Annotated in this window: 18 protein-coding genes; 10 read left to right on the forward strand and 8 right to left on the reverse strand. The window is 57.6% G+C overall.

Annotated elements, in window-relative coordinates:
- Positions 1-11 precede the first annotated feature (11 nt).
- Both clpA and clpS read right to left on the reverse strand, forming a co-directional pair.
- The gene (clpA, locus tag ABIE02_RS03860; RefSeq protein WP_032617326.1) at positions 12-2,288 is read right to left on the reverse strand and encodes an ATP-dependent Clp protease ATP-binding subunit ClpA; all 2,277 of its coding nucleotides are present in this window, start codon (positions 2,286-2,288) and stop codon (positions 12-14) included.
- Positions 2,289-2,318: 30 nt separating this feature from the next.
- Positions 2,319-2,639, reverse strand: coding sequence for an ATP-dependent Clp protease adapter ClpS (gene clpS / locus ABIE02_RS03865; protein WP_032617325.1), 321 nt, complete (start codon positions 2,637-2,639; stop codon positions 2,319-2,321).
- Positions 2,640-2,960: 321 nt separating this feature from the next.
- On the opposite strand from clpS, the gene cspD reads away from it, so the two are divergent.
- Positions 2,961-3,182: a cold shock-like protein CspD gene (cspD, locus tag ABIE02_RS03870; protein WP_032617324.1), complete on the forward strand. Its 222-nt coding sequence runs from the start codon at positions 2,961-2,963 to the stop codon at positions 3,180-3,182.
- 165 nt (positions 3,183-3,347) lie between these two features.
- Here cspD and macB read toward each other — a convergent pair whose 3' ends face one another.
- Both macB and macA read right to left on the reverse strand, forming a co-directional pair.
- The gene (gene macB / locus ABIE02_RS03875) at positions 3,348-5,288 is read right to left on the reverse strand and encodes a macrolide ABC transporter ATP-binding protein/permease MacB (RefSeq protein WP_059308384.1); all 1,941 of its coding nucleotides are present in this window, start codon (positions 5,286-5,288) and stop codon (positions 3,348-3,350) included.
- Positions 5,285-6,400, reverse strand: coding sequence for a macrolide transporter subunit MacA (macA, locus tag ABIE02_RS03880; RefSeq protein ID WP_032617322.1), 1,116 nt, complete (start codon positions 6,398-6,400; stop codon positions 5,285-5,287). The genes macB and macA overlap by 4 nt, the downstream gene beginning before the upstream one ends.
- A gap of 159 nt (positions 6,401-6,559) precedes the next feature.
- On the opposite strand from macA, the gene ABIE02_RS03885 reads away from it, so the two are divergent.
- Entirely contained in the window at positions 6,560-7,516 is a 957-nt protein-coding gene (locus ABIE02_RS03885) for a VirK/YbjX family protein (protein ID WP_059308385.1), read from the forward strand.
- Here ABIE02_RS03885 and ABIE02_RS03890 read toward each other — a convergent pair.
- A complete protein-coding gene (locus ABIE02_RS03890; protein ID WP_336995021.1) occupies positions 7,513-9,171 on the reverse strand; it encodes an ATP-dependent endonuclease in 1,659 nt (552 codons plus the stop codon). The two genes, ABIE02_RS03885 and ABIE02_RS03890, sit on opposite strands and share 4 nt — an antisense overlap.
- A 358-nt stretch (positions 9,172-9,529) precedes the next feature.
- Between ABIE02_RS03890 and aqpZ the strand changes: the two genes are divergently transcribed.
- The 4 genes from aqpZ (at position 9,530) to hcr (ending at position 14,030) form a co-directional block, all read left to right on the forward strand.
- Positions 9,530-10,225: an aquaporin Z gene (gene aqpZ / locus ABIE02_RS03895; RefSeq protein WP_032617319.1), complete on the forward strand. Its 696-nt coding sequence runs from the start codon at positions 9,530-9,532 to the stop codon at positions 10,223-10,225.
- A 130-nt stretch (positions 10,226-10,355) separates the two neighbouring features.
- Positions 10,356-11,255 carry a lysine exporter LysO family protein gene (locus ABIE02_RS03900; RefSeq protein WP_165717607.1) on the forward strand — a complete coding sequence of 300 codons (900 nt, stop codon included), beginning with the start codon at positions 10,356-10,358 and terminating at the stop codon, positions 11,253-11,255.
- A 143-nt stretch (positions 11,256-11,398) separates the two neighbouring features.
- Positions 11,399-13,051 (forward strand): hydroxylamine reductase, encoded by a 1,653-nt coding sequence (gene hcp / locus ABIE02_RS03905; RefSeq protein WP_032617316.1) that lies wholly within the window; start codon positions 11,399-11,401, stop codon positions 13,049-13,051.
- Positions 13,052-13,061: 10 nt separating this feature from the next.
- Entirely contained in the window at positions 13,062-14,030 is a 969-nt protein-coding gene (hcr, locus tag ABIE02_RS03910; protein WP_077227496.1) for an NADH oxidoreductase, read from the forward strand.
- Positions 14,031-14,128: 98 nt separating this feature from the next.
- Here the strand turns inward: hcr and ABIE02_RS03915 are convergent, their stop codons facing one another.
- Positions 14,129-14,563 carry a DoxX family protein gene (locus ABIE02_RS03915; protein WP_336995020.1) on the reverse strand — a complete coding sequence of 145 codons (435 nt, stop codon included), beginning with the start codon at positions 14,561-14,563 and terminating at the stop codon, positions 14,129-14,131.
- 152 nt (positions 14,564-14,715) lie between these two features.
- On the opposite strand from ABIE02_RS03915, the gene poxB reads away from it, so the two are divergent.
- From poxB to ABIE02_RS03935, 4 genes are all read left to right on the forward strand, one after another.
- Positions 14,716-16,434, forward strand: a complete 1,719-nt coding sequence (gene poxB / locus ABIE02_RS03920; protein ID WP_144838797.1) for a ubiquinone-dependent pyruvate dehydrogenase — start codon at positions 14,716-14,718, stop codon at positions 16,432-16,434.
- Positions 16,435-16,588: 154 nt separating this feature from the next.
- Positions 16,589-17,590: a low-specificity L-threonine aldolase gene (gene ltaE / locus ABIE02_RS03925; protein ID WP_336995019.1), complete on the forward strand. Its 1,002-nt coding sequence runs from the start codon at positions 16,589-16,591 to the stop codon at positions 17,588-17,590.
- A gap of 9 nt (positions 17,591-17,599) precedes the next feature.
- The gene (locus ABIE02_RS03930; protein WP_336995018.1) at positions 17,600-19,036 is read left to right on the forward strand and encodes an SDR family oxidoreductase; all 1,437 of its coding nucleotides are present in this window, start codon (positions 17,600-17,602) and stop codon (positions 19,034-19,036) included.
- A 91-nt stretch (positions 19,037-19,127) separates the two neighbouring features.
- A complete protein-coding gene (locus ABIE02_RS03935; protein ID WP_032617309.1) occupies positions 19,128-20,141 on the forward strand; it encodes an NAD-dependent epimerase/dehydratase family protein in 1,014 nt (337 codons plus the stop codon).
- A 176-nt stretch (positions 20,142-20,317) separates the two neighbouring features.
- On the opposite strand, the gene iagB is transcribed toward ABIE02_RS03935, so the two are convergent.
- Both iagB and ABIE02_RS03945 read right to left on the reverse strand, forming a co-directional pair.
- Positions 20,318-20,761, reverse strand: coding sequence for a type III secretion system invasion protein IagB (gene iagB / locus ABIE02_RS03940; protein ID WP_059308392.1), 444 nt, complete (start codon positions 20,759-20,761; stop codon positions 20,318-20,320).
- Positions 20,762-20,884: 123 nt separating this feature from the next.
- On the reverse strand, positions 20,885-23,578 hold the full coding sequence (locus ABIE02_RS03945) for a glycosyl hydrolase family 18 protein (RefSeq protein ID WP_336995017.1): 2,694 nt from the start codon (positions 23,576-23,578) through the stop codon (positions 20,885-20,887).
- Between the last annotated feature and the right edge of the window lie 149 nt (positions 23,579-23,727).

Genomic DNA, 23,727 nt, shown 5'->3' on the forward strand with positions numbered 1-23,727 from the left:
ACGCAACAGTCTTAGTGAGCCGCTTCCGGCTTATGCTTCGCCGCACTCTGGAAGTCATACGTCAGCTCATTCTTCGCCTGATCCAGCGCTACCGTCACCTGGCCTCCGTCCACCAGCGAACCAAACAGCAGTTCGTTAGCCAACGGTTTCTTCAGGTTGTCCTGGATAACACGCGCCATCGGACGCGCGCCCATCGCACGATCGTAGCCTTTCTCCGCCAGCCAGTCGCGGGCTTCCTGACTCACTTCCAGGGAGACCCCTTTCTGATCCAGCTGAACCTGCAACTCGACGATGAACTTATCCACCACCTGATGGATCACCTCAGTAGACAGGTGATCGAACCAGATAATGTTATCCAGACGGTTACGGAATTCCGGCGTAAAGACCTTCTTGATCTCTTCCATCGCATCGGTGCTGTTATCCTGATGGATCAGGCCGATGGATTTACGCTCGGTCTCACGCACCCCGGCGTTGGTGGTCATCACCATCACCACGTTGCGGAAGTCTGCCTTGCGCCCGTTGTTGTCGGTCAGCGTCCCGTTATCCATCACCTGCAGCAGCAGGTTAAAGACATCCGGGTGCGCCTTCTCGATCTCATCGAGCAGCAGTACCGCGTGCGGATGCTTGATCACCGCGTCGGTGAGCAGGCCGCCCTGATCAAAGCCCACATAGCCCGGAGGCGCACCGATCAGACGACTGACGGTGTGGCGCTCCATATACTCGGACATATCAAAGCGCAGCAGCTCAATGCCCAACGCTTTGGAGAGCTGCACCGTCACCTCGGTTTTCCCCACCCCGGTCGGGCCGGCGAACAGGAAAGAACCGACCGGTTTATGCTCATGCCCCAGTCCGGCACGGGCCATCTTGATGGCTTCGGTTAACGCCTCAATCGCTTTATCCTGGCCAAAGACCAGCATTTTCAGGCGATCGCCCAGGTTTTTCAGGGTATCGCGGTCGCTCTGAGAAACGCTCTTCTCAGGGATACGCGCGATGCGGGCCACCACGGATTCGATATCCGCCACGTTGACCGTTTTCTTGCGCTTACTGACCGGCATCAGACGCGCACGCGCGCCCGCTTCGTCGATCACGTCGATCGCTTTATCCGGCAGATGGCGATCGTTGATGTATTTCACCGCCAGCTCCACCGCGGCACGCACCGCTTTCGCGGTATAACGCACATCGTGGTGCGCTTCGTACTTCGGTTTCAGGCCGTTGATGATCTGCACCGTTTCTTCAACCGACGGTTCAGTAATGTCGATTTTCTGGAAGCGACGCGCCAGGGCGCGGTCTTTTTCGAAAATATTGCTGAACTCCTGGTAGGTGGTCGAGCCAATCACTCGGATCTTGCCGCTGGAGAGCAGCGGTTTAATCAGGTTGGCCGCATCCACCTGGCCACCAGAGGCAGCACCGGCACCGATGATAGTGTGGATCTCATCGATAAACAGGATGCTGTTGGTATCCTGCTCCAGCTGTTTCAGCAGCGCTTTGAACCGTTTTTCAAAATCACCGCGGTATTTGGTTCCGGCCAGCAACGACCCGATATCCAGCGAGTAGATGGTGCAATCGGCGATCACTTCCGGAACGTCGCCCTGCACAATGCGCCAGGCCAACCCTTCAGCAATGGCCGTTTTACCGACGCCGGATTCCCCCACCAGCAGCGGGTTGTTCTTGCGGCGGCGGCACAGTACCTGGATCGCCCGTTCCAGCTCTTTCTCGCGGCCAATCAGCGGGTCAATACCGCCGACGCGGGCAAGCTGGTTAAGATTGGTGGTGAAGTTTTCCATACGTTCCTCCCCGCCTGCTTGCTCTTCGCTGTTGACCTGATGACCGGAATCGGATGCCTGATTCGGCTCGTCTTTTCGCGTTCCATGAGAGATGAAGTTCACCACATCGAGGCGGCTGACTTCGTGTTTGCGCAGCAGGTAGGCCGCTTGCGACTCCTGCTCGCTGAAGATGGCAACCAGCACGTTGGCACCGGTGACTTCGCTACGCCCTGAGGACTGGACGTGAAATACCGCACGCTGGAGAACACGCTGGAAGCTGAGCGTCGGCTGCGTGTCGCGCTCCTCTTCACTGACGGGCAGTACAGGTGTGGTCTGTTCGATGAAGGCTTCAAGTTCCTGACGCAGCGCCACCAGATCCACGGAGCAGGCTTCAAGCGCTTCGCGGGCGGATGGGTTACTGAGCAGTGCAAGCAGCAGGTGCTCGACCGTCATAAACTCATGTCGGTGCTCACGCGCTCTGGCGAAAGCCATGTTTAAACTGAGTTCCAGTTCTTGATTGAGCATAGGCACCTCCCCCAATTTTCATTGCCTTATTCAGGCTTTTTCCAGCGTACACAGCAACGGATGCTCGTTCTCCCTCGCATACTGGTTCACCATCGCCACCTTCGTCTCTGCGACTTCTGCAGTAAAAACACCGCAGATGGCTTTGCCATGATAGTGAACGGTAAGCATCAGTTGCGTTGCACGTTCTACATCATAAGAAAAGAACTTTTGTAGCACGTCAATAACAAATTCCATCGGCGTGTAGTCATCGTTCATTAACATAACTTTATACATAGATGGCGGTTTTAGCGCGTCGCGCACTTTATCTTCCGCCAGCTTGTCGAAATCGAGCCAGTCGTTCGTCTTACCCATTGTCAGTCGTCATCTTCGTTTACGGTCTCCGGTCGCGGTTCTGATGCTGACAGGAGGCTATACATAACCTGAATCTACCTCAGATGTCAGATAACTCACATCTATTATTGCCATCCGCGATGTCTGTCACAATACCTGTCAATAGCGTTAACTGCTTCAAATTTTGACTCATTTTCCCCCTCCCTTCACCGGCAAATGCTTGACGATCTATCTGGTTTATCTAAATTGTACAGGCGTGAGTTGGCGAGGTTTTGAACAGCCCCCACTCCATCACCGGTTCATTACATCTAACTCAATAAGATTTACGAAGGATGTCGAAGCATGGAAACGGGTACAGTTAAGTGGTTCAACAACGCCAAAGGGTTTGGTTTCATCTGCCCTGAAGGCGGCGGCGAAGACATCTTCGCGCATTACTCCACCATTCAGATGGATGGTTACAGAACGCTGAAAGCCGGACAAGCCGTTCGGTTCGATGTACACCTCGGGCCAAAAGGCAATCATGCCAGCGTTATTGTGCCCATCGAAGCAGAAGTGGTGGCATAGCCCTCTGTTTCATTGTGTACACCCCTCACTCAAAATGCCAGCCCGATACGCTGGCATTTTTATTTGCGGGCTGTCGTACGGCTTCATGCCCGGCGGCGCTGCGCTTGTGCGGGCCTACAAATTTTTGTAGGCCGGGTTAGGCGTAGCGGCCGCCCGGCAACAGACTCACTCCCGGGCTAAGGCATCCACCGGATCCAACCGTGCGGCATTTCTTGCGGGCAGCCAGCCAAACAGAACCCCGGTAAAGGTAGAACAGAGGAAGGCCGTTAACAGCGCCATCGGTGAAAAACCAATTTCCCAGCCGGGTAAAAACAGCTGCAGCGTAAAGGCAATTAACAGGGAGAGCGAAATCCCCAGCGCACCGCCCACCAGACAAACCAGCACCGCTTCAATCAAAAATTGTTGCAGTACATCGCTGGCCCGGGCACCGACCGCCATGCGGATGCCGATTTCGCGCGTACGCTCGGTCACCGACACCAGCATGATATTCATTACCCCAATTCCCCCGACCAGCAGGGAGATGATCGCCACCAGCGTGAGGAAGAGCTGAAGAGTACGTGTGGTCTTTTCCGCCGTTTTCAAGAGGCCGTCCATGTTCCAGGTGAAGAAATCTTTCTTCCCGTGGCGCAGCGTCATCAGGCGCTCAAGCTGTTGCTCCGCCTGGGCGCTGTCGTAGCCCTCCTTCACTCGCACGGTGATCGAGTTCAGCCATGACTGCCCCATAATGCGCCCGGAGATGGTGGTGTACGGCAGCCAGACACGTAAAATCTTGCTGCTGCCAAACATCGACTGCTTCTCCTCCGCCACGCCGATCACCGTCGCGGGCATATTGCCCACCAGGACAATCTCGCCCACCACCTTCGATTTGTTGGGGAACAGCTGTCGCCGGGAGTTCGCATCCAGCACCACCACCTGCGCCCGGCCCGCCAGTTGCTCTGCGTTGAAGGTGCCCCCTTCGCTGAAGGTCATGCCGTAGACGTTAAAGTAATCGCCGCTAACGCCGTTGGCGCTGGCGGCCACGTCGATATTGCCGTAGCGCAGACGCAAATTCTGCGACACCGCCGGGGTGGCGGAATTGACCCACGGCTGCTTCTGGATAGCGGCCAGATCGTCATATTTCAGCGCCTGCTGATACTGCGGCTCATCATCGCCAAAGTCTTTGCCGGGATAGATATCTATGGTGTTGGTGCCAATGGAGCGGATATCGGACAGCACCAGCTGTTTGGCGGCATCGCCTACCACCACAATCGACACCACCGAGGCGATACCGATGATGATCCCGAGCATCGTTAACAGGGTCCGCATCTTGTTGGCGGCCATTGCCAGCCAGGCCATGGTCAGCGCTTCGCGGAAACTGCTGGCAAACTGCCGCCAGCCGGACGGCGGTGGTAGCGCCACCTCCTGACGTCGGGTGGCGTTAAGCGTGGCAGGCGGGTTGCTCACCAGCTCACCGTCGTGGATCTCCACGATCCGCCCGGCCTGCGCGGCCACCTGTGGGTCGTGGGTAACGATGATCACCGTATGCCCCTGATCCCGCAGCTGATGCAGGATCGCCATGACCTCCTCCCCGGAGTGGCTGTCCAGCGCCCCGGTCGGCTCATCGGCAAGAATCACCTGCCCGCCGTTCATCAGCGCCCGGGCGATACTTACCCGCTGCTGCTGGCCGCCAGAGAGCTGCGAGGGCTGGTAATCCACCCGCTCCCCTAACCCCAGCCGGGTGAGCAGCGCCTGCGCCCGCTCAAGGCGTTTTTTTCGCTCCACACCGGCATAGACCGCCGGCACTTCGACGTTCTGCGCCGCGCTCAGGTGCGAGAGCAGATGGTAACGCTGAAAGATAAAGCCGAAATGTTCCCGCCGCAGTTTTGCCAGCGCGTCGCTATCCAGCGTGGCGACATCGGTCCCGGCCACCCGGTAGGTGCCGCTGGTGGGTTTATCCAGACAGCCAAGGATGTTCATCAGCGTCGATTTACCGGAACCTGAGGCCCCGACAATCGCCACCATCTCCCCGGCCTCGACCTGCAGCGTGATGCCCTTCAGCACCTCCACCGGCCCGTCGCCGGAAGGGTAGCTCCGGCGGATATCAATCAGCTCCAGCAGCGCGGTCATTTAGCCGCCCCGGGCTGGCTCTCGCTGATAACCACCTCGTCGCCCTCTTCAAGCCCTTTCACCACTACTACATCGGTGTCGTTACGCGAGCCGAGGCTCACCTCACGTTCACGCGTCTCGCCGTTACGCAGCACCTTCACGTTATAGCGGTTATCTCCCGCCGGTTGCCCCAGCGCCGCCAGCGGTATGGTCAGCACGTTTTTGACCCCCGCCAGCTGGATATGCACCTGCGCGGTCATATCCAGACGCAGCACCCCCTGCGGGTTGGGCACTTCAAAACGGGCGTGATAGAAAATGGCGTCGTTGACCTTCTCGGGCGTCGGGAGAATGTCTTTCAGTACCCCTTCATAGCGGGTTTGCGGATCGCCCAGCACGGTAAACCAGGCTTTTTGTCCCGGCTTAAGGTGGATCACATCCGCCTCGGAAACCTGGGCTTTCACCAGCATGGTGCCCATATCCGCCAGCGTCAGGATGTTCGGTGCCTGCTGGGCGGCGATCACCGTCTGCCCCTGCAGGGTGGTAATTTGCGTCACTTCCCCGGCCATCGGGGCGACGATACGGGTATAGTCGAGGTTGGTTTTGGCCGTGTCCAGTGAGGCCTGATTGCGTTTGATCTGCGCATCGATAGTGCCGATCTGGGCCTGTTTAACGGCCAGTTCGGTCACTGAGGTATCCAGATCCTGCTGTGAGATCGCCTGGGTTGCGGCCAGCTGCCGCTGACGGTTCAGGGTTACCTGGGCCAGCTTACGCTCCGCTTCGGCCTGGCTGCGCTGGGCGCGCAGCTCCATCAGGGTCGCCTCCACCTCTTTGATCTGGTTTTCTGCCTGCTCCGGGTCAATGACCCCCAGCAGCTGCCCCTTTTGTACTTTGTCGCCGATCTCCACCGACAGCGTTTTCAGCTGCCCGCTGACCTGCGCGCCCACGTCTACCTTGCGCAGCGCGTCCAGCTTGCCGGTGGCGAGCACGCTTTGCTGCAGTTCGCCCGGACGGACAATCAGTGTCTGATATTGCGGCACCGGCGCGTTTAGCACCTGCCACAGCCAGAATCCAGCCACCAGTACAATCAGCACCAGCAGCAGAAACAGCTTCCTGCGTTTTCCCTTGAAGTTCATAAATATTCCAAATAGATATTCTGGCTTACATAACTGTTGATTCTAACTAAACCGTTCCTCAACGAAACCCCTGCTTGTCGGGATGGATGAAAATCGTTGAGGAGAGGTTGATAAAACCCCTGCTGAAATAAAGACCTTGCAACAAGACCGGTATTGATTATGTCATCCATCGCAGAGTCATCTTATTCACATCAACCGCAACCCAAATCGGGCTGGCAGCTGTTTCAAAGCCTGGCCTCCGGGAGATTAACCCCCGGGCTTGCCTGGCGCAATCCGGCCTACCGCCGCAAGTTTATGCTGCGATCGCTGATGACGCCATTCAGCACTGCCCGCCTGCTGACAAGCCTGGCAAAACAGCCGCAGTTACTGCAGCTGTTGCAGGTACAGCCGGGGCTGCCCTGCCGCCTGCACCGCCCGTGGTTATCCGTTGCCATCAACCGTCAGCAAACCCTGCAGGCGCTGAGCTGGCACTATCAGACAATGCAGCGCCAGCTCCCGGCAGCGCTGATGAACGGCTATCTCTCCCGGGAAGGGGTGACGTTACTGACCCTGACGGGCAAAGACGATCAGCAGTTTACCCTGCGCCTGTGCGCCGATGCGTTTCTGGATAAAGAGGGTGAAGCCACGCTGGCGTTTTGCGACGCGCAGCAGACGGTGCTGGCAGAGATGACTTTCACGCTGTGCCAGGTTAACGGCACCGCGACGCTGTTTATCGGCGGGATGCAGGGGGCAAAAGCCTTTGTGCCGCACGAGGCGATCCAGAGCGCCACCAAAGCCTGTCACGGCCTGTTCCCGAAACGTCTGCTGGTGGAGGCTGCCATGACGCTGGGCAGCGCCCTCGCCGTAGAGCAGATCGTTGCAGTGAGCAACAGCACCCATATCTACCGCAGCTGGCGCTATCGCAAGAAAAAAGAGGGCAAACTGCTGGCCGATTACGACAGTTTCTGGGCGTCGCTTGGCGGCGAACGCAGCGATGACGGCAATTTCCGTCTGCCGCTCGCCATGCCGCGCAAACCGATGGAGGAGATCGCCAGCAAAAAGCGCGCCGAGTACCGCCGCCGCTTTGCCCTGCTGGACAGCCTGATCGAGCAGGTCAACCAGGCCACCGGCCGTTAATCGGCTCTCCCGCGCGCCAGCCACAGCACGCGGGAGAACATTTTCCGCAACAGGGTCGGCACCGCTTCAACTCCACGCCGCCCGGCCTCCATCGCCACTTCAATCGCCAGATCGGGCTTCGACGAGCGATGAATGGCTTTCATGATCACCCGCCGCATATTCATGGGAACATCGTCGGGGATCATCGCCACCCGATGAAAGACGTCTGAGAATCCCTGGCGGTACATGAAGTGCTCCATGTCCATGGCGGGTAGCGCCGTCAGGTGCGCGCGCTCCTCTTCCCGATCGTTATTGATCAGCCCGCGCACGGTGGCGGCATATTTCTTGCCCGCCTCGTCGCCGTCCACCAGCACATGCCACTCAATGCCCATCCGGCGGGCAAATTTGATCAGCGGTTTTAAGCCCGACTGGGCGAACTCAATGACCTTAATCCCTTCTGCATCGAAGTGGTGGCCGCACTGGCGGGCCAGCTCGTTGATTACCCAGGTTTCGGTCTCCCCTTCCACCAGCAGCCAGCAGCGGGCGAACAGAGAGGAGGCGCGATTAAAGCGAATATGGAAGGCGATCCGGCGGCTGTCCTCGGCGTTCATCCCCCCCGGCCCGAGACGAAAAGCCGTGACACGAGATGATTCGCGCACCAGGCGACAGACGTGCTCGACCGGGGTTAACGACAGTAGCTCGCCGGAGTTAGTGGTGGTGATGCGTTGCAGCGGCAGTAGGTTGAGCAGATGCCACGCTACCGAGAGCATAATCGGGTGCAGGCGCGTCTCGGGATCTTCCACCAGCAGCAGCGGGCGGGCATCCCTGTCGAGCCGGACCGTGCCCTTGGCCTGCAGCAGCGTTGAGAACAGCCCCAGCAGGATCACCCGGTGCGAACGGCCGCCGGGCTTGTCGATCATCCGGTTGATGATGTCGAGATAGCGCCAGCTGCGCTGTTCATCATGGGATCGCCGCCGCATCAGCCGGTTGCGGACCGGCGAGGTGCCCTGCTCGGTAAAGTAGTGCTCCAGCAGCTGAACCATCGCAGACAGTCCCTGGCGGATCTGGCCGTCGGTTAAATTTTGCGGCCGGGCTACCAGCTCGCGGGCCAGGTAATCCAGTTCGCGGGCGGTGACTTCCACGTCGGGCATGTTGGGCACCGTGCCGTTACGGATCCGGCGCATAAACCGGGCGTCGCGCAGGCGTAGCACCGGCATCAGGCGCACCAGATGACGCGCCAGCTCATCAATATCCGCCAGCTTCAGAGGATTGCCATCAGTATCAAGAAAGCCGCGCAGGGTCAGCACGCTGTCGTCATTGGCCAGCTCCCCTTCAAGACGATAAAAGATGCGCTGATAGCCGTCATCGCAGGGCACCCAGCAGTCGGCAAGCGGGCGGTAGCGACGAACGCGATGGCGGCCCGGCTCGGATTCACGGAAGGTGAGAATAATATGCAGATGGTGTTCACGTCCCAGCATATCCCCGGGAGGAAACCAGAAGTCTTCCCGGACAAAATGATACAGTTCGGATTCAGGGGAGAGCAGCAGCGTCAGGGCATCCAGCAGGCTGGATTTACCCCAGGCGTTTTCCCCAATCAGCACGTTGTTGTGCTCCAGCATCAGCGACAGACGGTTAATGCCGCGAAACCCCACGATTTCCACACGTTCCAGCAACATGTACCCTCCGGGAGAGATGAACTTTTTCCTTTAAGTTATCAGGAGTATAACCCCAGCACGGCCGAACGGACACCCGATTATCAGTAGAATAGTCATATGAAAATTTAAAAAAAATTAAATATTCAGCCGCCAGCTTTCATCCGAAATAAAAATATCCGCGTAATCGTTTTGCTGCCGGAAATTCCGCCATGCGTTTTTTACTTAAAGGCATCACCTTGCCCTACATCAAATTTACCTTATTTATTTCGCTGGTGAGGGGGGATATTCATTTTTAAAATAATGGCGTTTCAAAACTCATCGCCCTATTGGCGATAAATAACAATGGCGCAGACTTGCGCCTTTTTTCATTGAGGTGGTTATGTTCAGAAAATTAGCAGCGGAATGTTTTGGTACATTCTGGCTGGTGTTTGGTGGCTGCGGCAGCGCCGTGCTGGCGGCAGGTTTCCCGGAACTAGGGATTGGTTTTGTCGGGGTTGCTCTGGCCTTCGGCTTAACGGTATTAACCATGGCGTATGCCGTGGGGCATATTTCCGGCGGGCATTTTAACCCGGCGGTTACATTAGGTTTATGGGCGGGCGGTCGTTTTCCGGCAAAAGAGATTATCGGCTATATTATTGCCCAGCTGATTGGCGGCATTATTGCGGCCGCTATTCTGTATTTGATTGCCAGCGGTAAAGCAGGCTTTGATGCCGCGGCCAGCGGTTTTGCTGCGAACGGATTTGGCGAGCACTCGCCGGGCGGTTACTCGATGCTGTCTGCCATCGTCATTGAAATTGTGCTGACCGCCGGCTTCCTGCTGGTGATCCACGGCGCCACCGATAAACGCGCCCCGGCCGGTTTTGCCCCCCTTGCGATTGGCCTGGCGCTGACCCTGATCCATCTGATCAGCATTCCGGTGACCAACACCTCAGTTAACCCGGCACGCAGTACCGCAGTAGCGCTCTTCCAGGGCGGCTGGGCGCTGGATCAGCTGTGGCTGTTCTGGGTGATGCCGATTGTCGGCGGTATCCTCGGCGGCGTGCTGTACCGCACCCTGCTGGAAAAACGCGACTGAACCAACGCCGCGCCGGGCAAGCGTCAGCGCCGCCCGGCCTTAAACCGCACCTCTCCCCATTTTCTACCTTTACTGAACCGCCTGAATTGGGTAGTGTCACTGCGCCATTCATATAAAGGACCGGTTGTTCATGTTTTCAGGACTCTTAATCATTCTGATCCCGCTGATCGTGGGTTATCTCATTCCTCTTCGTCAGCTGTCAGCGTTAAAACTGATCAACCGTTTACTGAGCTGGATTGTTTACGTCATTCTGTTTTTTATGGGCATCAGCCTCGCCTTCCTCGATAATCTGGCGACCAACCTGCTCTCGATCCTGCATTACTCCGTCATTACGATAGGGGTTATTTTGCTGTGCAATATTGCGGCCCTCTTCTGGCTGGAACGCGTTATTCCGTGGAAAAACCACCATCATCAGGAAAAATTACCGTCGCGTATCGCCATGGCGCTGGAGTCACTGAAATTATGCGGCGTGGTGGTGCTCGGTTTTATGCTGGGTCTGACCGGGTTCGCCTTTTTACAACACGCCACCGAGGCCAGCGAATATACCTTGATCTTCCTGCTGTTCCTGATTGGTATTCAGCTGCGAAATAACGGCATGACCTTAAAACAGATTGTCCTTAATCGCCGCGGCATGATGGTCGCCGTCATCGTGGTGGGCAGTTCGCTGGTGGGCGGGGTGATCAACGCCTTTATTCTCGACCTGCCGCTCAATACCGCCCTGGCAATGGCCTCCGGTTTTGGTTGGTACTCTCTGTCCGGCATTCTGTTAACCGAATCTTTTGGCCCGGTCATTGGCAGCGCCGCCTTCTTTAACGATTTAGGCCGCGAGCTGATCGCCATTATGCTTATTCCGGGCCTGGTCCGTCGTAGCCGCTCCACGGCGCTGGGCCTGTGTGGTGCCACCTCGATGGACTTTACCCTGCCGGTGCTGCAACGCTCGGGCGGGCTGGAGATGGTGCCTGCAGCCATCGTTCACGGCTTTATTTTAAGCCTGCTGGTGCCGATCATGATGGCGTTCTTCTCCGCCTGATACTTCTTAGGCGGTAGCCTTCTACCGCCAAAATTGCGCTAAATCAATAACCCTCTACTTAGTGAAAGAAAGCCCTTTTCACCGTATCGCCGCAAGCATAATCTTAAACATGTATATCAAATATAACTTTAACAGGTGTGATTATGTTTTGTGTGCAATGTGAACAAACCATCCGTACCCCAGCTGGCAACGGCTGCTCCTACGCACAGGGCATGTGCGGTAAAACCGCAGAAACTTCCGATCTGCAGGATCTGCTGATTGCAGCCCTGCAAGGTTTATCCGCCTGGGCGGTAAAAGCCCGGGAATATGGCATTATCGACCACTATGTTGATAACTTCGCTCCACGCGCGTTTTTCTCTACCCTGACGAACGTCAACTTCGATTCACCACGCATTGTCGGCTACGCCCGCGAAGCCATTGCCCTGCGTGACGCCCTGAAAGCGCAGTCCCTGAATGTTGATGCCAATGCCCGCGTCGATAACCCTATGGCCGACCTGCAACTGGTGAGCGACGATCTCGGCGACCTGCAACGTCAGGCGGCAGACTTTACCCCGAACAAAGACAAAGCGGCGATCGGTGAGAACATCCTCGGCCTGCGTCTGCTGTGCCTGTACGGCCTGAAAGGTGCCGCGGCCTATATGGAACACGCGCACGTTCTGGATCAGTACGACAACGATATCTACGCCCAGTACCACAAAATTATGGCGTGGCTGGGCACCTGGCCTTCTGACATGAACGCTCTGCTGGAGTGCTCCATGGAAATCGGCCAGATGAACTTCAAGGTGATGAGCATTCTCGATGCCGGTGAAACCACCAAATATGGCCACCCAACGCCGACTCAGGTCAACGTCAAAGCGACCGAAGGCAAGTGCATCCTGATTTCCGGTCACGACCTGAAAGATCTCTATAACCTGTTGGAGCAGACCGACGGCACCGGCGTGAACGTCTACACCCACGGCGAGATGCTGCCTGCCCACGGCTACCCTGAGCTGCGCAAATTCAAACATCTGATCGGTAACTACGGCAGCGGCTGGCAGAACCAGCAGGTCGAGTTCGCCCGCTTCCCTGGCCCGATCGTGATGACCTCTAACTGCATCATCGACCCAACCGTTGGCGCTTACGACGATCGTATCTGGACCCGCAGCATTGTCGGCTGGCCGGGTGTGAGCCACCTTGAGGGTGACGATTTTGGTCCGGTGATCGCCCAGGCACAGCAGATGGCGGGCTTCCCGTACAGCGAAATTCCACACCTGATCACCGTTGGTTTTGGCCGTCAGACCCTGCTGGGTGCCGCGGATTCCCTGATCGACCTGGTGAGCCGTGAAAAACTGCGTCACATCTTCCTGGTGGGCGGCTGCGACGGCGCACGCGGGGAACGTAATTACTTCACCGATTTCGCCACCAGCGTACCGGATGACTGCCTGATCCTGACCCTGGCCTGCGGTAAATACCGCTTCAACAAGCTGGAGTTCGGGGATATCGAAGGCCTGCCGCGTCTGATCGACGCCGGTCAGTGTAACGACGCTTACTCGGCAATCATTCTGGCTGTCACCCTGGCAGAAAAACTGGGCTGTGGCGTGAACGACCTGCCGCTGTCGCTGGTGCTCTCCTGGTTCGAACAGAAAGCGATTGTGATCCTGCTGACCCTGCTGTCGCTGGGCGTGAAAAACATCGTTACCGGCCCGACCGCACCAGGCTTCTTTACGCCGGATCTGCTGGCCGTCCTCAACGAGAAGTTTGGTCTGCGTTCCGTGACCACCGTTGAAGAAGACATGAAGCAACTGCTGAGCGCGTAAGGAGTAAAGAATGACAATGCCAACCCATCAGTGCCCATGGCGGATGCAGGTTCATCACATCCATCAGGAAACGCCGGACGTCTGGACCCTGTCACTGCTCTGCCACGACTACTATCCGTACCGTGCCGGGCAGTATGCGCTGGTCAGCGTGCGTAACTCAGCGGAGACGCTGCGGGCGTACACTATCTCCTCAACGCCAGGCATCAGTGAGTACATTACGCTGACCATCCGCCGCATTGATGAGGGGGCAGGCTCGCAGTGGCTGACCCGTGACGTGAAACGTGGGGATTATCTCTGGCTCTCCGACGCGCAAGGGGATTTCACCTGTGACGATAAGCCAGACGATAAATTCCTGCTGCTGGCCGCCGGTTGCGGCGTGACGCCGGTGATGTCAATGCGTCGCTGGCTGGCGAAGTACCGCCCTCAGGCCGACGTGGAGGTGATCTTCAGCGTGCGCTCGCCGCAGGATGTGATTTTCGCGGATGAATGGCGTAACTACCCGGTCACCCTGGTGGCCGAAAACAACGCCACGGCCGGTTTTGTCGCCGGTCGCCTGAGCCGCGAGCTGCTGCAACGCGTGCCGGATATCGCCAGTCGTACCGTGATGACCTGTGGTCCGGCAGCGTATATGGACATCGTGGAAGAAGAGGTGAAGGCCCTGGGCGTAACCCGCTTCTTTAAAGAGCAGTTCTTCACCCCGGTGGCAGAAGCCGCCACCAGTGGGCTGAAGTTCACCAAACTGCAACCGGCGCAGACCTTCTTTGGCCGCGTGGGCAGCACGCTGCTGGAGGCGCTGGAGAGCAATAACGTGCCGGTGGTGGCCGCCTGTCGTGCAGGCGTGTGCGGCTGCTGTAAAACGAAGGTGGTTGACGGAAATTACACCGTCAGCAGCACCATGACGCTGACGGATGCCGAAGTGGCGGAAGGCTATGTACTGGCCTGCTCCTGTCATCCGCAGGGAGATTTAGTGCTGGCCTGATAAAAACGCCCGGTGGCGCTGTGCTACCGGGCCTACCAACTCAGCAAACTGTAGGCCGGGCACATACAGTGTCGCCCGGCTTTACTGCCGCAGAAGCATTACTTCCACGCCGGATCGCGCACCACCGCATACCGCCCTGCCCCTAAAAATGCCACCGCCAGCGCGCCCACAAAGAAGTAGACCAGGCTCTCAATCGCCCAAGCCCCTACCGCATCCAGCGCGAAGGTTTTACCGGTGCCCACCATCAACCACGCCACCACCATGGTAAAGGCCAGCACCAGCGCAGCTGGGCGGGTAAGGATGCCGAGAATAATCAGGATCGGGGCGATAACTTCGCCAACCAATACGCCATAGGCAATAAAACCTGGCAGCCCCTTCGCCACCAGCATGCCTGCGATGCCCCCCACCCCGTCGATGGCCTTATGCAGGCCATGAAACAGCATCAATCCCCCTACCGCCAGACGCAACAACAGCTTACCCGTATCGTCGTATGTTAGCTTTTCATTAACACCAATTAACAATGATTTAACCATTTGAATTTATTCCTTTTTTCACCCGGAGCTACCCCACAATATGACGAAATATTGCACATTGAAAGCAACCATTAATGAGGGGGATTAACCCAGCATGGCGGTGAGTTTCATCTAAGCTTGAAAGCGTTATCACATTCAGGAGACGGACTACCATGAAACAAACCGTGGCGAACTACATCGCGAAAATGCTGGAACAGGCCGGAGTAAAACGGATCTGGGGTGTCACCGGGGATTCACTTAACGGTCTGAGCGACAGCCTGAACCGGATGGACACTATCGAGTGGATGCCCACCCGTCATGAGGAGGTCGCCGCGTTCGCCGCCGGGGCCGAGGCTCAGCTCACCGGCGAGCTGGCGGTCTGCGCCGGTTCCTGCGGGCCAGGCAATCTGCATCTGATCAACGGCCTGTTTGATTGTCATCGTAATCACGTCCCGGTGCTGGCCATCGCCGCACACATTCCGTCGAGTGAGATCGGCAGCGGCTATTTCCAGGAGACACATCCCCAGGAACTGTTCCGCGAATGCAGCCACTACTGCGAGCTGATCTCCTCGCCAGAGCAGATCCCCCAGGTGCTGGCTCTGGCCATGCGCAACGCCATTTTAAAACGCGGCGTCTCGGTAATTGTGTTGCCTGGCGACGTGGCGTTGCAGGCGGCCCCGGAGAGCGCCAGTAACCACTGGTATCCCGCCCCCCTGCCGGTAGTCACCCCCGCCCAGGCCGAACTGAAAAAGCTGGCCCAGCTACTGCGCTACTCCAGCAATATTGCCCTGATGTGCGGCAGCGGTTGTGCCGGTGCACATGATGAGCTGCTGGAATTTGCGGGCATGCTCAAGGCGCCGATTGTTCACGCCCTGCGCGGCAAAGAGCATGTGGAGTACGATAACCCTTACGACGTGGGGATGACCGGGCTGATCGGCTTCTCGTCCGGGTTCCACACCATGATGAACGCCGACACCCTGGTGCTGCTCGGCACCCAGTTCCCTTATCGCGCGTTTTACCCCACCGATGCCAAAATCATCCAGATCGACATCAACCCGGCCAGCATCGGGGCGCACAGCAAAGTCGATATGGCGCTTGTGGGTGATATCAAGGCCACGCTCGCCGCCCTGATGCCATTGCTGGAGGAGAAGACCGATCGTAAGTTCCTTGATAAAGCGCTCAGCGACTATCGCGATGCGCGCAAAGGGCTGGACGACCTGGCGAAGCCCAGCGACAAGGCGCTGCACCCGCAGTACCTGGCGCAACAGATCAGCCATTACGCCGACGATGACGCCATCTTCACCTGCGACGTGGGCACCCCCACCGTCTGGGCGGCGCGCTACCTGAAAATGAACGGCAAACGCCGCCTGCTCGGCTCGTTCAACCACGGTTCGATGGCGAACGCCATGCCGCAGGCGCTGGGGGCCAAAGCCACCGCGCCGGATCGCCAGGTGGTGGCGATGTGCGGCGACGGCGGGTTTAGCATGCTGATGGGCGACTTCCTCTCGGTGGCGCAGATGAAGCTGCCGATTAAGATCATCGTCTTCAACAACAGCGTGCTGGGCTTTGTGGCGATGGAGATGAAAGCCGGGGGCTATCTCACCGACGGCACCGACCTGCACGACACCAATTTCGCGGCTATCGCGGAAGCCTGCGGCATCACCGGCATCCGGGTGGAGAAAGCCTCGGAGGTGGATGACGCCCTGCAACGCGCCTTCGCTACCGACGGCCCGGTGCTGGTGGATGTGGTGGTCGCCAAAGACGAACTGGCGATCCCACCGCAGATCAAACTTGAACAGGCGAAAGGGTTTAGCCTGTATATGCTGCGCGCCATCATCAGCGGTCGCGGCGACGAAGTTCTGGAACTGGCAAAAACCAACTGGCTCAGGTAAAAATATCCTTTTCAATTCATACACAAAATTCTTCGCGTTGCATTAAGGCGGCAAGCCCGAAAATCCCCGGAAGCAGAGGTAACGATGTGATGGGGGTTTGAGGGGGCAGCCAACGCCGCGGCAGCGCGAAGGAGGACGTGTATAAGGATATGACATGATTGATTTACGCAGTGATACCGTTACTCGCCCGACGCAGGCCATGCTCAAGGAGATGCTGGAAGCACCGGTCGGGGACGACGTCTATGGTGATGACCCCACCGTTAACGAACTTCAGCGTTACGCCGCCGAACTGAGCGGCAAAGAGGCCGCCCTGTTCCTGCCGACAGGCACCCAGGCCAACCTCGTGGCCCTGCTCAGCCACTGCGAGCGCGGCGAAGAGTATATCGTCGGTCAGGGGGCACATAACTACCTGTACGAAGCCGGTGGTGCAGCGGTGCTGGGCAGCATTCAGCCCCAGCCAATCGATGCCGCGCCTGACGGCACCCTGCCCCTGGACAAGGTCGCGGCCAAAATCAAAGCCGATGATATCCACTTCGCCCGCACCAGACTGCTCAGCCTCGAAAATACCCATAACGGCAAAGTGCTGCCGCGCGAGTACCTGAAAGCAGCGTGGGACTTTACCCGCGAGCGTAAGCTGGGGCTGCACGTGGACGGCGCGCGCATCTTTAACGCCGTGGTGGAGTATGGCTGCGAGCTGAACGCGATCACGCAATATTGCGACTCGTTCACCATTTGTCTCTCCAAAGGGCTGGGCACACCTGTGGGTTCCCTGCTGGTGGGCGATGCCGACTACATCAAGCGAGCCAACCGCTGGCGTAAAATGACCGGGGGCGGCATGCGCCAGGCCGGGATCCTCGCCGCTGCGGGTCTGTACGCACTGAAAAATAACGTTGCTCGCCTGAAAGACGATCACGACAACGCGGCATGGATGGCGACGCAGCTGCGCGAGATCGGCGCCGATGTGATGCGTTACGATACCAATATGCTGTTTGTGCGCGTGGGTGACGACAATGCCGCCGCGCTGGGCGCCTTTATGAAAGAACGCGGCGTGTTGATCAATGCTTCCGGCGTGGTTCGTCTGGTGATGCATCTCGACGTCAACCGCGAGCAGCTTGCCGACGTGGTTGCCCACTGGCAGGCTTTTTTGCAGCGCTAAGGAGCTAACGTGCCGCAACGTATTCTGGTGCTGGGTGCCAGCGGGTATATCGGCCAACATCTGGTGGTCGCCCTGAGCGTGCGCGGGTATCAGGTCCGGGCTGCGGCACGCAACGTTGAGCGCCTGCAAAAGCAAAACCTGCCCAACGTCAGTTGCCATGCTATCGATCTCAACTGGCCGCAGGAACTGGCGGCCCTGCTTGAAGGGGTGGATACCCTCTATTATCTGGTGCACAGCATGGGCGAAGGGGGAGACTTCATCGCTCACGAGCGCCAGGTGGCGATGAACGTGCGCGACCTGCTGCTGGATAATCCGGTCAAACAGATCATCTTCCTCAGTTCGTTGCAGGCACCGGAGCATGAGCAGTCCGACCATTTGCGCGCCCGGCAGTTGACCGCTGAAATCCTGCGCAGCGCCGGGATCCCACTCACCGAACTGCGGGCCGGGATCATCGTCGGGGCGGGATCTGCCGCCTTCGAGGTGATGCGTGACATGGTCTATAACCTGCCGGTGTTGACCCCGCCGCGCTGGGTGCGCTCGCGCACCACGCCGATTGCGCTGGAGAACCTGCTGTACTACCTGGTTGAATTGCTCCATCACCCGGCCACAACGCACCGGGTACTGGAGGCCGCCGGGCCAGAGGTGTTGAGCTACCAGCAGCAGTTCGAACATTTTATGGCGGTAAGCGGCCGCCGTCGCCCGCTGATCCCCATCCCCTTCCCGACCCGCTGGATCTCGGTGTGGTTTTTAAACGTCATTACCTCCGTACCGCCGACCACCGCCAAAGCCTTAATCCAGGGGCTGAAGCACGATCTGCTGGCCGATGACCGGACTCTGCGGGCGCTGATCCCGCAGGAATTAATTCGCTTCGATGACGCGGTGCGCAATACGCTGAAAGAAGAGGAGAAGCTGGTGAACTCCAGCGACTGGGGTTACGACGCCCAGGCCTTCGCCCGCTGGCGGCCGGAATATGGTTATTACCCGAAACAGGCCGGTTGTACGGTAAAAACCGCCGCCAGCCTGAGCGCCTTATGGCAGGTGGTCAATCAGATCGGCGGGAAAGAGGGCTACTTCTTTGGCAATGCCCTGTGGCAAACCCGGGCGATGATGGACCTGCTGGTGGGGCACAAGCTGGCGAAAGGCCGTCCGGCGGCCCCCTGGCTGCAAACCGGCGATACGGTCGACAGCTGGAAGGTGATTATCGTCGAGCCGGAGAAGCAGTTGGCGATGCTGTTTGGCATGAAAGCCCCCGGCCTCGGGCGTTTGTGTTTTACCCTGAAGGACAAAGGCGACCACCGGGAGCTGGACGTGCGCGCCTGGTGGCACCCGCACGGCATGCCCGGTCTGTTCTACTGGCTGCTGATGATCCCGGCGCACCTGTTCATCTTCCGCGGTATGGCCCGGCGTATTGCCCGTCTGGCAGAACAAAAGACAGAAAAAGTCTAATTAAAACTGCGAATCTTTCACGTTTCCCATTGCATGCAAGCGTAATTCACGGAAGAATGCGCACGAAATTCTTTTCAAACAGTGGATCGATATGAAGGTACTGGTTACCGGCGCCACCAGCGGCTTAGGCCGTAATGCGGTGGAGTTTTTGCGCAATAAAGGCGTCAGCGTCCGGGCTACCGGTCGCAATGAAGCGATGGGTAAATTGCTGCAAAAAATGGGCGCAGAGTTTGTCCATGCCGACCTGACGGAACTGGTCTCTTCCCAGGCAAAAGTGATGCTGGCCGGGATCGATACGCTGTGGCACTGCTCCAGCTTTACCTCGCCGTGGGGAACCCAGGAAGCGTTCGATCTGGCTAACGTGCGCGCTACCCGCCGTCTGGGGGAGTGGGCTGTGGCCTGGGGCGTGCGCAACTTTGTCCACATCTCTTCCCCGTCGCTCTATTTTGACTATCACCACCATCGCGACGTCCAGGAAGATTTCCGTCCTGCGCGCTACGCCTGCGAATTTGCCCGCAGCAAAGCCGCCAGCGAACAGGTGATCGATCTGCTGGCGCAGTCCAACCCGCATACCCGCTTTACCATCCTGCGGCCCCAGAGCCTGTTTGGCCCGCACGATAAAGTCTTTATTCCACGCCTGGCGCAGATGATGCACCACTACGGTAGCGTGCTGCTGCCGCGCGGCGGTGATGCGCTGGTGGACATGACCTATTTCGACAACGCCATTCATGCCATGTGGCTGGCCAGCCAGAGCGAATGCGATCAGCTCCCTTCCGGGCGGGCGTACAACATCACCAACGGCGAACCGCGCTCCCTGCGCAGCATTGTGCAGAAGCTGATTGACGAGCTGAATATTCACTGCCGGATCCGCTCGGTGCCTTACCCGATGCTGGATATTATTGCCCGCAGCATGGAGCGGCTGGGGAACAAGGCTGCCAAAGAGCCTGCCCTGACCCACTACGGGGTGTCGAAACTTAACTTTGATTTTACCCTCGATACGCAGCGCGCTGAGAGTGAGCTGGGCTATAAACCGCTGGTGACGCTGGATGAAGGGATTGTGCGTACCGCGGCGTGGCTGCGGGATCACGGGAAATTACATCGCTAGCCATCTGTGACATGATGCCCTCTCCCACCGGGAAAGGGCAAAACAGGGGTTTTATCGTACTGACCCGGCGTCTGCCCATGTCAAACCTGCGTCAGGTTCACCCTACGCCGAACCCGGAACAGCCAAATTGTCTTTCTGAAAAATACCGGGAAAAACTCGTCAAAAAATCAGCCCGGTTATTTGTACTGCGACACGCGTTTTATTCTCTGGTATTTATCCCAGACTTTTCTGGCGTAGAGCATACGCTGAGGGAAATTCTCGCGTTTTAGTCCGGCGTTATACGCCCCGACCGCTTCCCAGTTATAGCCATAGACTTTAATCATGCCGGAGAGAATAGACGCGCCCACCATAATGGAGGTGCATGGCTCCGCCATTAAGCGATATTCATCGATACCTTTACGTTCCAGCTCAGGGAAATGTGAGCTGTTAATTTGCATCAGTCCAACATCCCGTGAACCATCGTGGTTATACCCTACCGCATAGGGGTTAAGGCCGGACTCGACTTCGGCAATGGCAAATAACAGATAGGGATCGACGTGATAATAATGCCCTGCCGTATTCCAGCAATTGGCAAATGCCCCCTGGCTGATTAACAGCAACAGAAAAATAAACCGTTTCATTTCATCACCTGACGGATGCAGGCCGTTTTCCTTGTGTACCTTTAAAGAACTGACCGCCCTCCGGGAGGAGCGCGGTCAGGGGTTGCGGGCGATATTCACACCCGCGGTCTCAGACGAAGAAGATTATTTGCAGTCTGATGCTGCACCCTCTTTCACCCAGACATCGCTGTGGGCCGGGTTGTCACCACGGGTCCACCATTTCGCACGGTACTCGGAACCTTCATAGGTTGTGGTATCGCCACCGTTGTAAACCACATCCGCTTTCCAGCCGAATTTCACCTTGCTGACCAGATCCCAGGATTCGGAAGAGAAGCCAGGCTGGTTGCCCTGAGTCCAGTATTTCGCTTTCCAGACCAGGTGGTCGAAGCTGACGATATCGCCATTGTTGTACACCGCACTGGCATTCCAGGCAGCGTATTTGCTGGCATTGGCATCGACAGGGTTATCGCAGCTGCTGCTCGCGCTGCCCTCATCAGACGGCGGTGTCACGTCATCAGCCGGTGGCGTGACGTCGTCAGCAGGCGGGGTCACGTCGTCAGCTGGCGCAGCGGCTTTTGGCGTCACAGTGACCTGCACGTTGGACTGCACGCTGGTCTTGCCATCGCTCACCATGGCGCTCAGGGTGTAATGCTCTTCTGAAGACACTTCTGGTGCGGTGATACGCACGTTCGCGGTATCAGTACCGGAGGCATTCATATCTGCCGGTACGCTCCAGCTGTAGGTCAGGGCATCGCCATCCGGGTCGGTGGCCTGAACATGCAGAGACTGCGTCTGGCCCGCTTCCAGGGTGATGGCTTCCATTGGGTTAACCACCGGCGCCTGGTTCGCTTTTGGCGCTTTGTTCAGCACCTGGACATCCGCCGTGCTGCTCAGACCTTTTGCATCGGTCACGGTCAGGCGGAAAGCCAGCGTCTGGTTGGCGGTAACCGCCGGGGCGCTAAAGGATGCTTTCGCGGAGGTGCTGTTGGCGATAGCCACCGTTGCGCCTGCGGTCTGGGTCCACTTGTAGGTCAGCGCATCGCCATCCGGGTCGGAAGAGGCAGAGCCATCCAGCGTCACGGTAACCGGGCCGGTGACGGCCTGATCCACCGCCGTCGCCACTGGGGCACGGTTGGTGACAACAGGCTGGTCAGAGGAAGAACCACTGCCCAACAGGCTTTCGTTCATGGCATTCAGGATGTCGCCGTTATCGGACTCAACGGACCACGCGAACAGGCCGCCGAGGTTTTTGTCCAGGACATACTTGCCTTTCGCGGCAACAGAACGGGCGTCGTCATAGCTCAGCAGTTCGCCGGTGGATTTGTTAAAGAGGTAAGGTGCTTCAGCCGCGGCGTCATATTTGTACTCCCAGCCTGGCTTGCCTTTCATCTGGTTAGCGATGACGCGATAGTCAACGATACCCGCTTCCCAGGTACCTGCAATTGGCCCGGTCGCTGTGCCGGTGAACGGATTGTCACCGTTATAACCATGCACACCCGTCCAGCCGCGGCCATACATCGCTGCACCGACCACGATTTTGCCCGGCTGTACGTGCTGATCCAGCATCGCTTTCACCGCGTTGTCGGTGGTGTAGTTAGTCGCAGGATTCCAGGAGGAGCCATACAGCGCCGTCTGGTGACCCAGCTCGGTGTTGCTCCATGCGCCGTAGTAGTCGTAGCTCATCAGGAAGATATGGTCGATATACTGCTGAGCGTTGGTGTAATCCACGTCCTCGATCTTATCCTTACCCGCGCCAATCGCGGTGGTCAGCTCATAAGTACGACCGGTTTCCGCTGAGAGCTCATTCAGCATCGCACGGAGATCGTGCATCAGCGCGGTGTAGGTGGCTTTATCGGTTTGCGGATTGCCCAGTTTGGCATTCTCACCGCCGCCGCCCGGGAATTCCCAGTCGATATCCACACCGTCAAACACTTTCCAGGTTTTCAGGAACTCTTTCACTGAGCCGACGAAACGGTCGCGCAGCACTTTGTTATCCATCTGGAAGAATGGATCGGACAGGGTCCAGCCGCCGACGGAAGGCAGAATTTTCAGATTCGGGTTGGCTTTTTTCATCGCCATCAGCTGGCCGTAGTTGCCTTTGTACGGCTCATCCCAGCCGGTCACGCCTTGCTGTGGTTTTTGCAGGGCAGCCCACGGGTCATGAATGGCTACGGTGTAATCCTCGCGACCTGCGCAGGCACGTTTCAGAGATTCCAGCGCGCCGGACGCTTTTGCGCTGTCGTTGATGCCATCACCGCCACAGATTGGAATGAAGCCGTACAGAATGTGGTTCAGGTTAGCCACCGGGATTTTATCTACGGTGAAGTTACGGTCATAGACGCCCCACTCAGGGAAATAGGCCGCCACCACTTTGTCGGTGTGCTTCGCAAAGGCTTTGTTGTTCTCTTGCAGGGTGGTGGTCAGCGGCAGCAGGTGGCTGCCATCGGTATCCGCCACAATGATCAGCTTGCTGGCGCTGGTGCTACAGCCGCTGTCATTACACAGCTGGACCTGCTCCTGGTAACGGCCGCCTTTCATCACTTTAAAGGTGGCAGAACCAGCTGCGCTGCCCGCGCCGGACCAGACCTCTTTGCCATCCAGCAGCACTTTTGCTGACGTTGGCGCATCGCCGCTCCACATGTTCCACTCGACTTTGACGTCAGCGCCATCGTGAACTTTGACCAGGTTGTTATAATCCTGCGCGGCCTGGTTAACTTCAACGATCGCAAATTTGTCATTACCGTTGGTCAGCGACGGTACGCCTGGGACGGCTGCAAATACAGGGCTAACGGCCGCCGCCACAAAAAGTGCCAGATATTTTGGCTTCATAAATTTCATTTTCAATTCCCGATAACTAATTTGTGAACTTAAAGAACATGTCTTCCATAAACATGAATAAAACCAGCATGGCGCGCAAAAAAGATTAAAATACATTGCCACTTAATATGCTTTTAAGATTTCCTGATAATCTCAACAGTAAGATTAAT

The organism is Leclercia sp. 1548 (assembly GCF_050435045.1).
Lineage (GTDB): Bacteria > Pseudomonadota > Gammaproteobacteria > Enterobacterales > Enterobacteriaceae > Enterobacter > Enterobacter adecarboxylatus.

Excerpts from the sequence above, each read along its gene's own strand:
- ABIE02_RS03945 (WP_336995017.1), bottom strand. The coding sequence starts at position 23,578 with ATGAAATTTATGAAGCCAAAATATCTGGCACTTTTTGTGGCGGCGGCC.
- ABIE02_RS03890 (WP_336995021.1), bottom strand. The coding sequence starts at position 9,171 with ATGTTGCTGGAACGTGTGGAAATCGTGGGGTTTCGCGGCATTAACCGT.
- aqpZ (WP_032617319.1), top strand. The coding sequence starts at position 9,530 with ATGTTCAGAAAATTAGCAGCGGAATGTTTTGGTACATTCTGGCTGGTG.
- poxB (WP_144838797.1), top strand. The coding sequence starts at position 14,716 with ATGAAACAAACCGTGGCGAACTACATCGCGAAAATGCTGGAACAGGCC.
- ABIE02_RS03885 (WP_059308385.1), top strand. The coding sequence starts at position 6,560 with ATGTCATCCATCGCAGAGTCATCTTATTCACATCAACCGCAACCCAAA.
- hcr (WP_077227496.1), top strand. The coding sequence starts at position 13,062 with ATGACAATGCCAACCCATCAGTGCCCATGGCGGATGCAGGTTCATCAC.
- macB (WP_059308384.1), bottom strand. The coding sequence starts at position 5,288 with ATGACCGCGCTGCTGGAGCTGATTGATATCCGCCGGAGCTACCCTTCC.
- cspD (WP_032617324.1), top strand. The coding sequence starts at position 2,961 with ATGGAAACGGGTACAGTTAAGTGGTTCAACAACGCCAAAGGGTTTGGT.
- ABIE02_RS03915 (WP_336995020.1), bottom strand. The coding sequence starts at position 14,563 with ATGGTTAAATCATTGTTAATTGGTGTTAATGAAAAGCTAACATACGAC.
- ltaE (WP_336995019.1), top strand. The coding sequence starts at position 16,589 with ATGATTGATTTACGCAGTGATACCGTTACTCGCCCGACGCAGGCCATG.
- ABIE02_RS03900 (WP_165717607.1), top strand. The coding sequence starts at position 10,356 with ATGTTTTCAGGACTCTTAATCATTCTGATCCCGCTGATCGTGGGTTAT.
- clpA (WP_032617326.1), bottom strand. The coding sequence starts at position 2,288 with ATGCTCAATCAAGAACTGGAACTCAGTTTAAACATGGCTTTCGCCAGA.
- ABIE02_RS03935 (WP_032617309.1), top strand. The coding sequence starts at position 19,128 with ATGAAGGTACTGGTTACCGGCGCCACCAGCGGCTTAGGCCGTAATGCG.
- clpS (WP_032617325.1), bottom strand. The coding sequence starts at position 2,639 with ATGGGTAAGACGAACGACTGGCTCGATTTCGACAAGCTGGCGGAAGAT.
- hcp (WP_032617316.1), top strand. The coding sequence starts at position 11,399 with ATGTTTTGTGTGCAATGTGAACAAACCATCCGTACCCCAGCTGGCAAC.
- macA (WP_032617322.1), bottom strand. The coding sequence starts at position 6,400 with ATGAACTTCAAGGGAAAACGCAGGAAGCTGTTTCTGCTGCTGGTGCTG.
- iagB (WP_059308392.1), bottom strand. The coding sequence starts at position 20,761 with ATGAAACGGTTTATTTTTCTGTTGCTGTTAATCAGCCAGGGGGCATTT.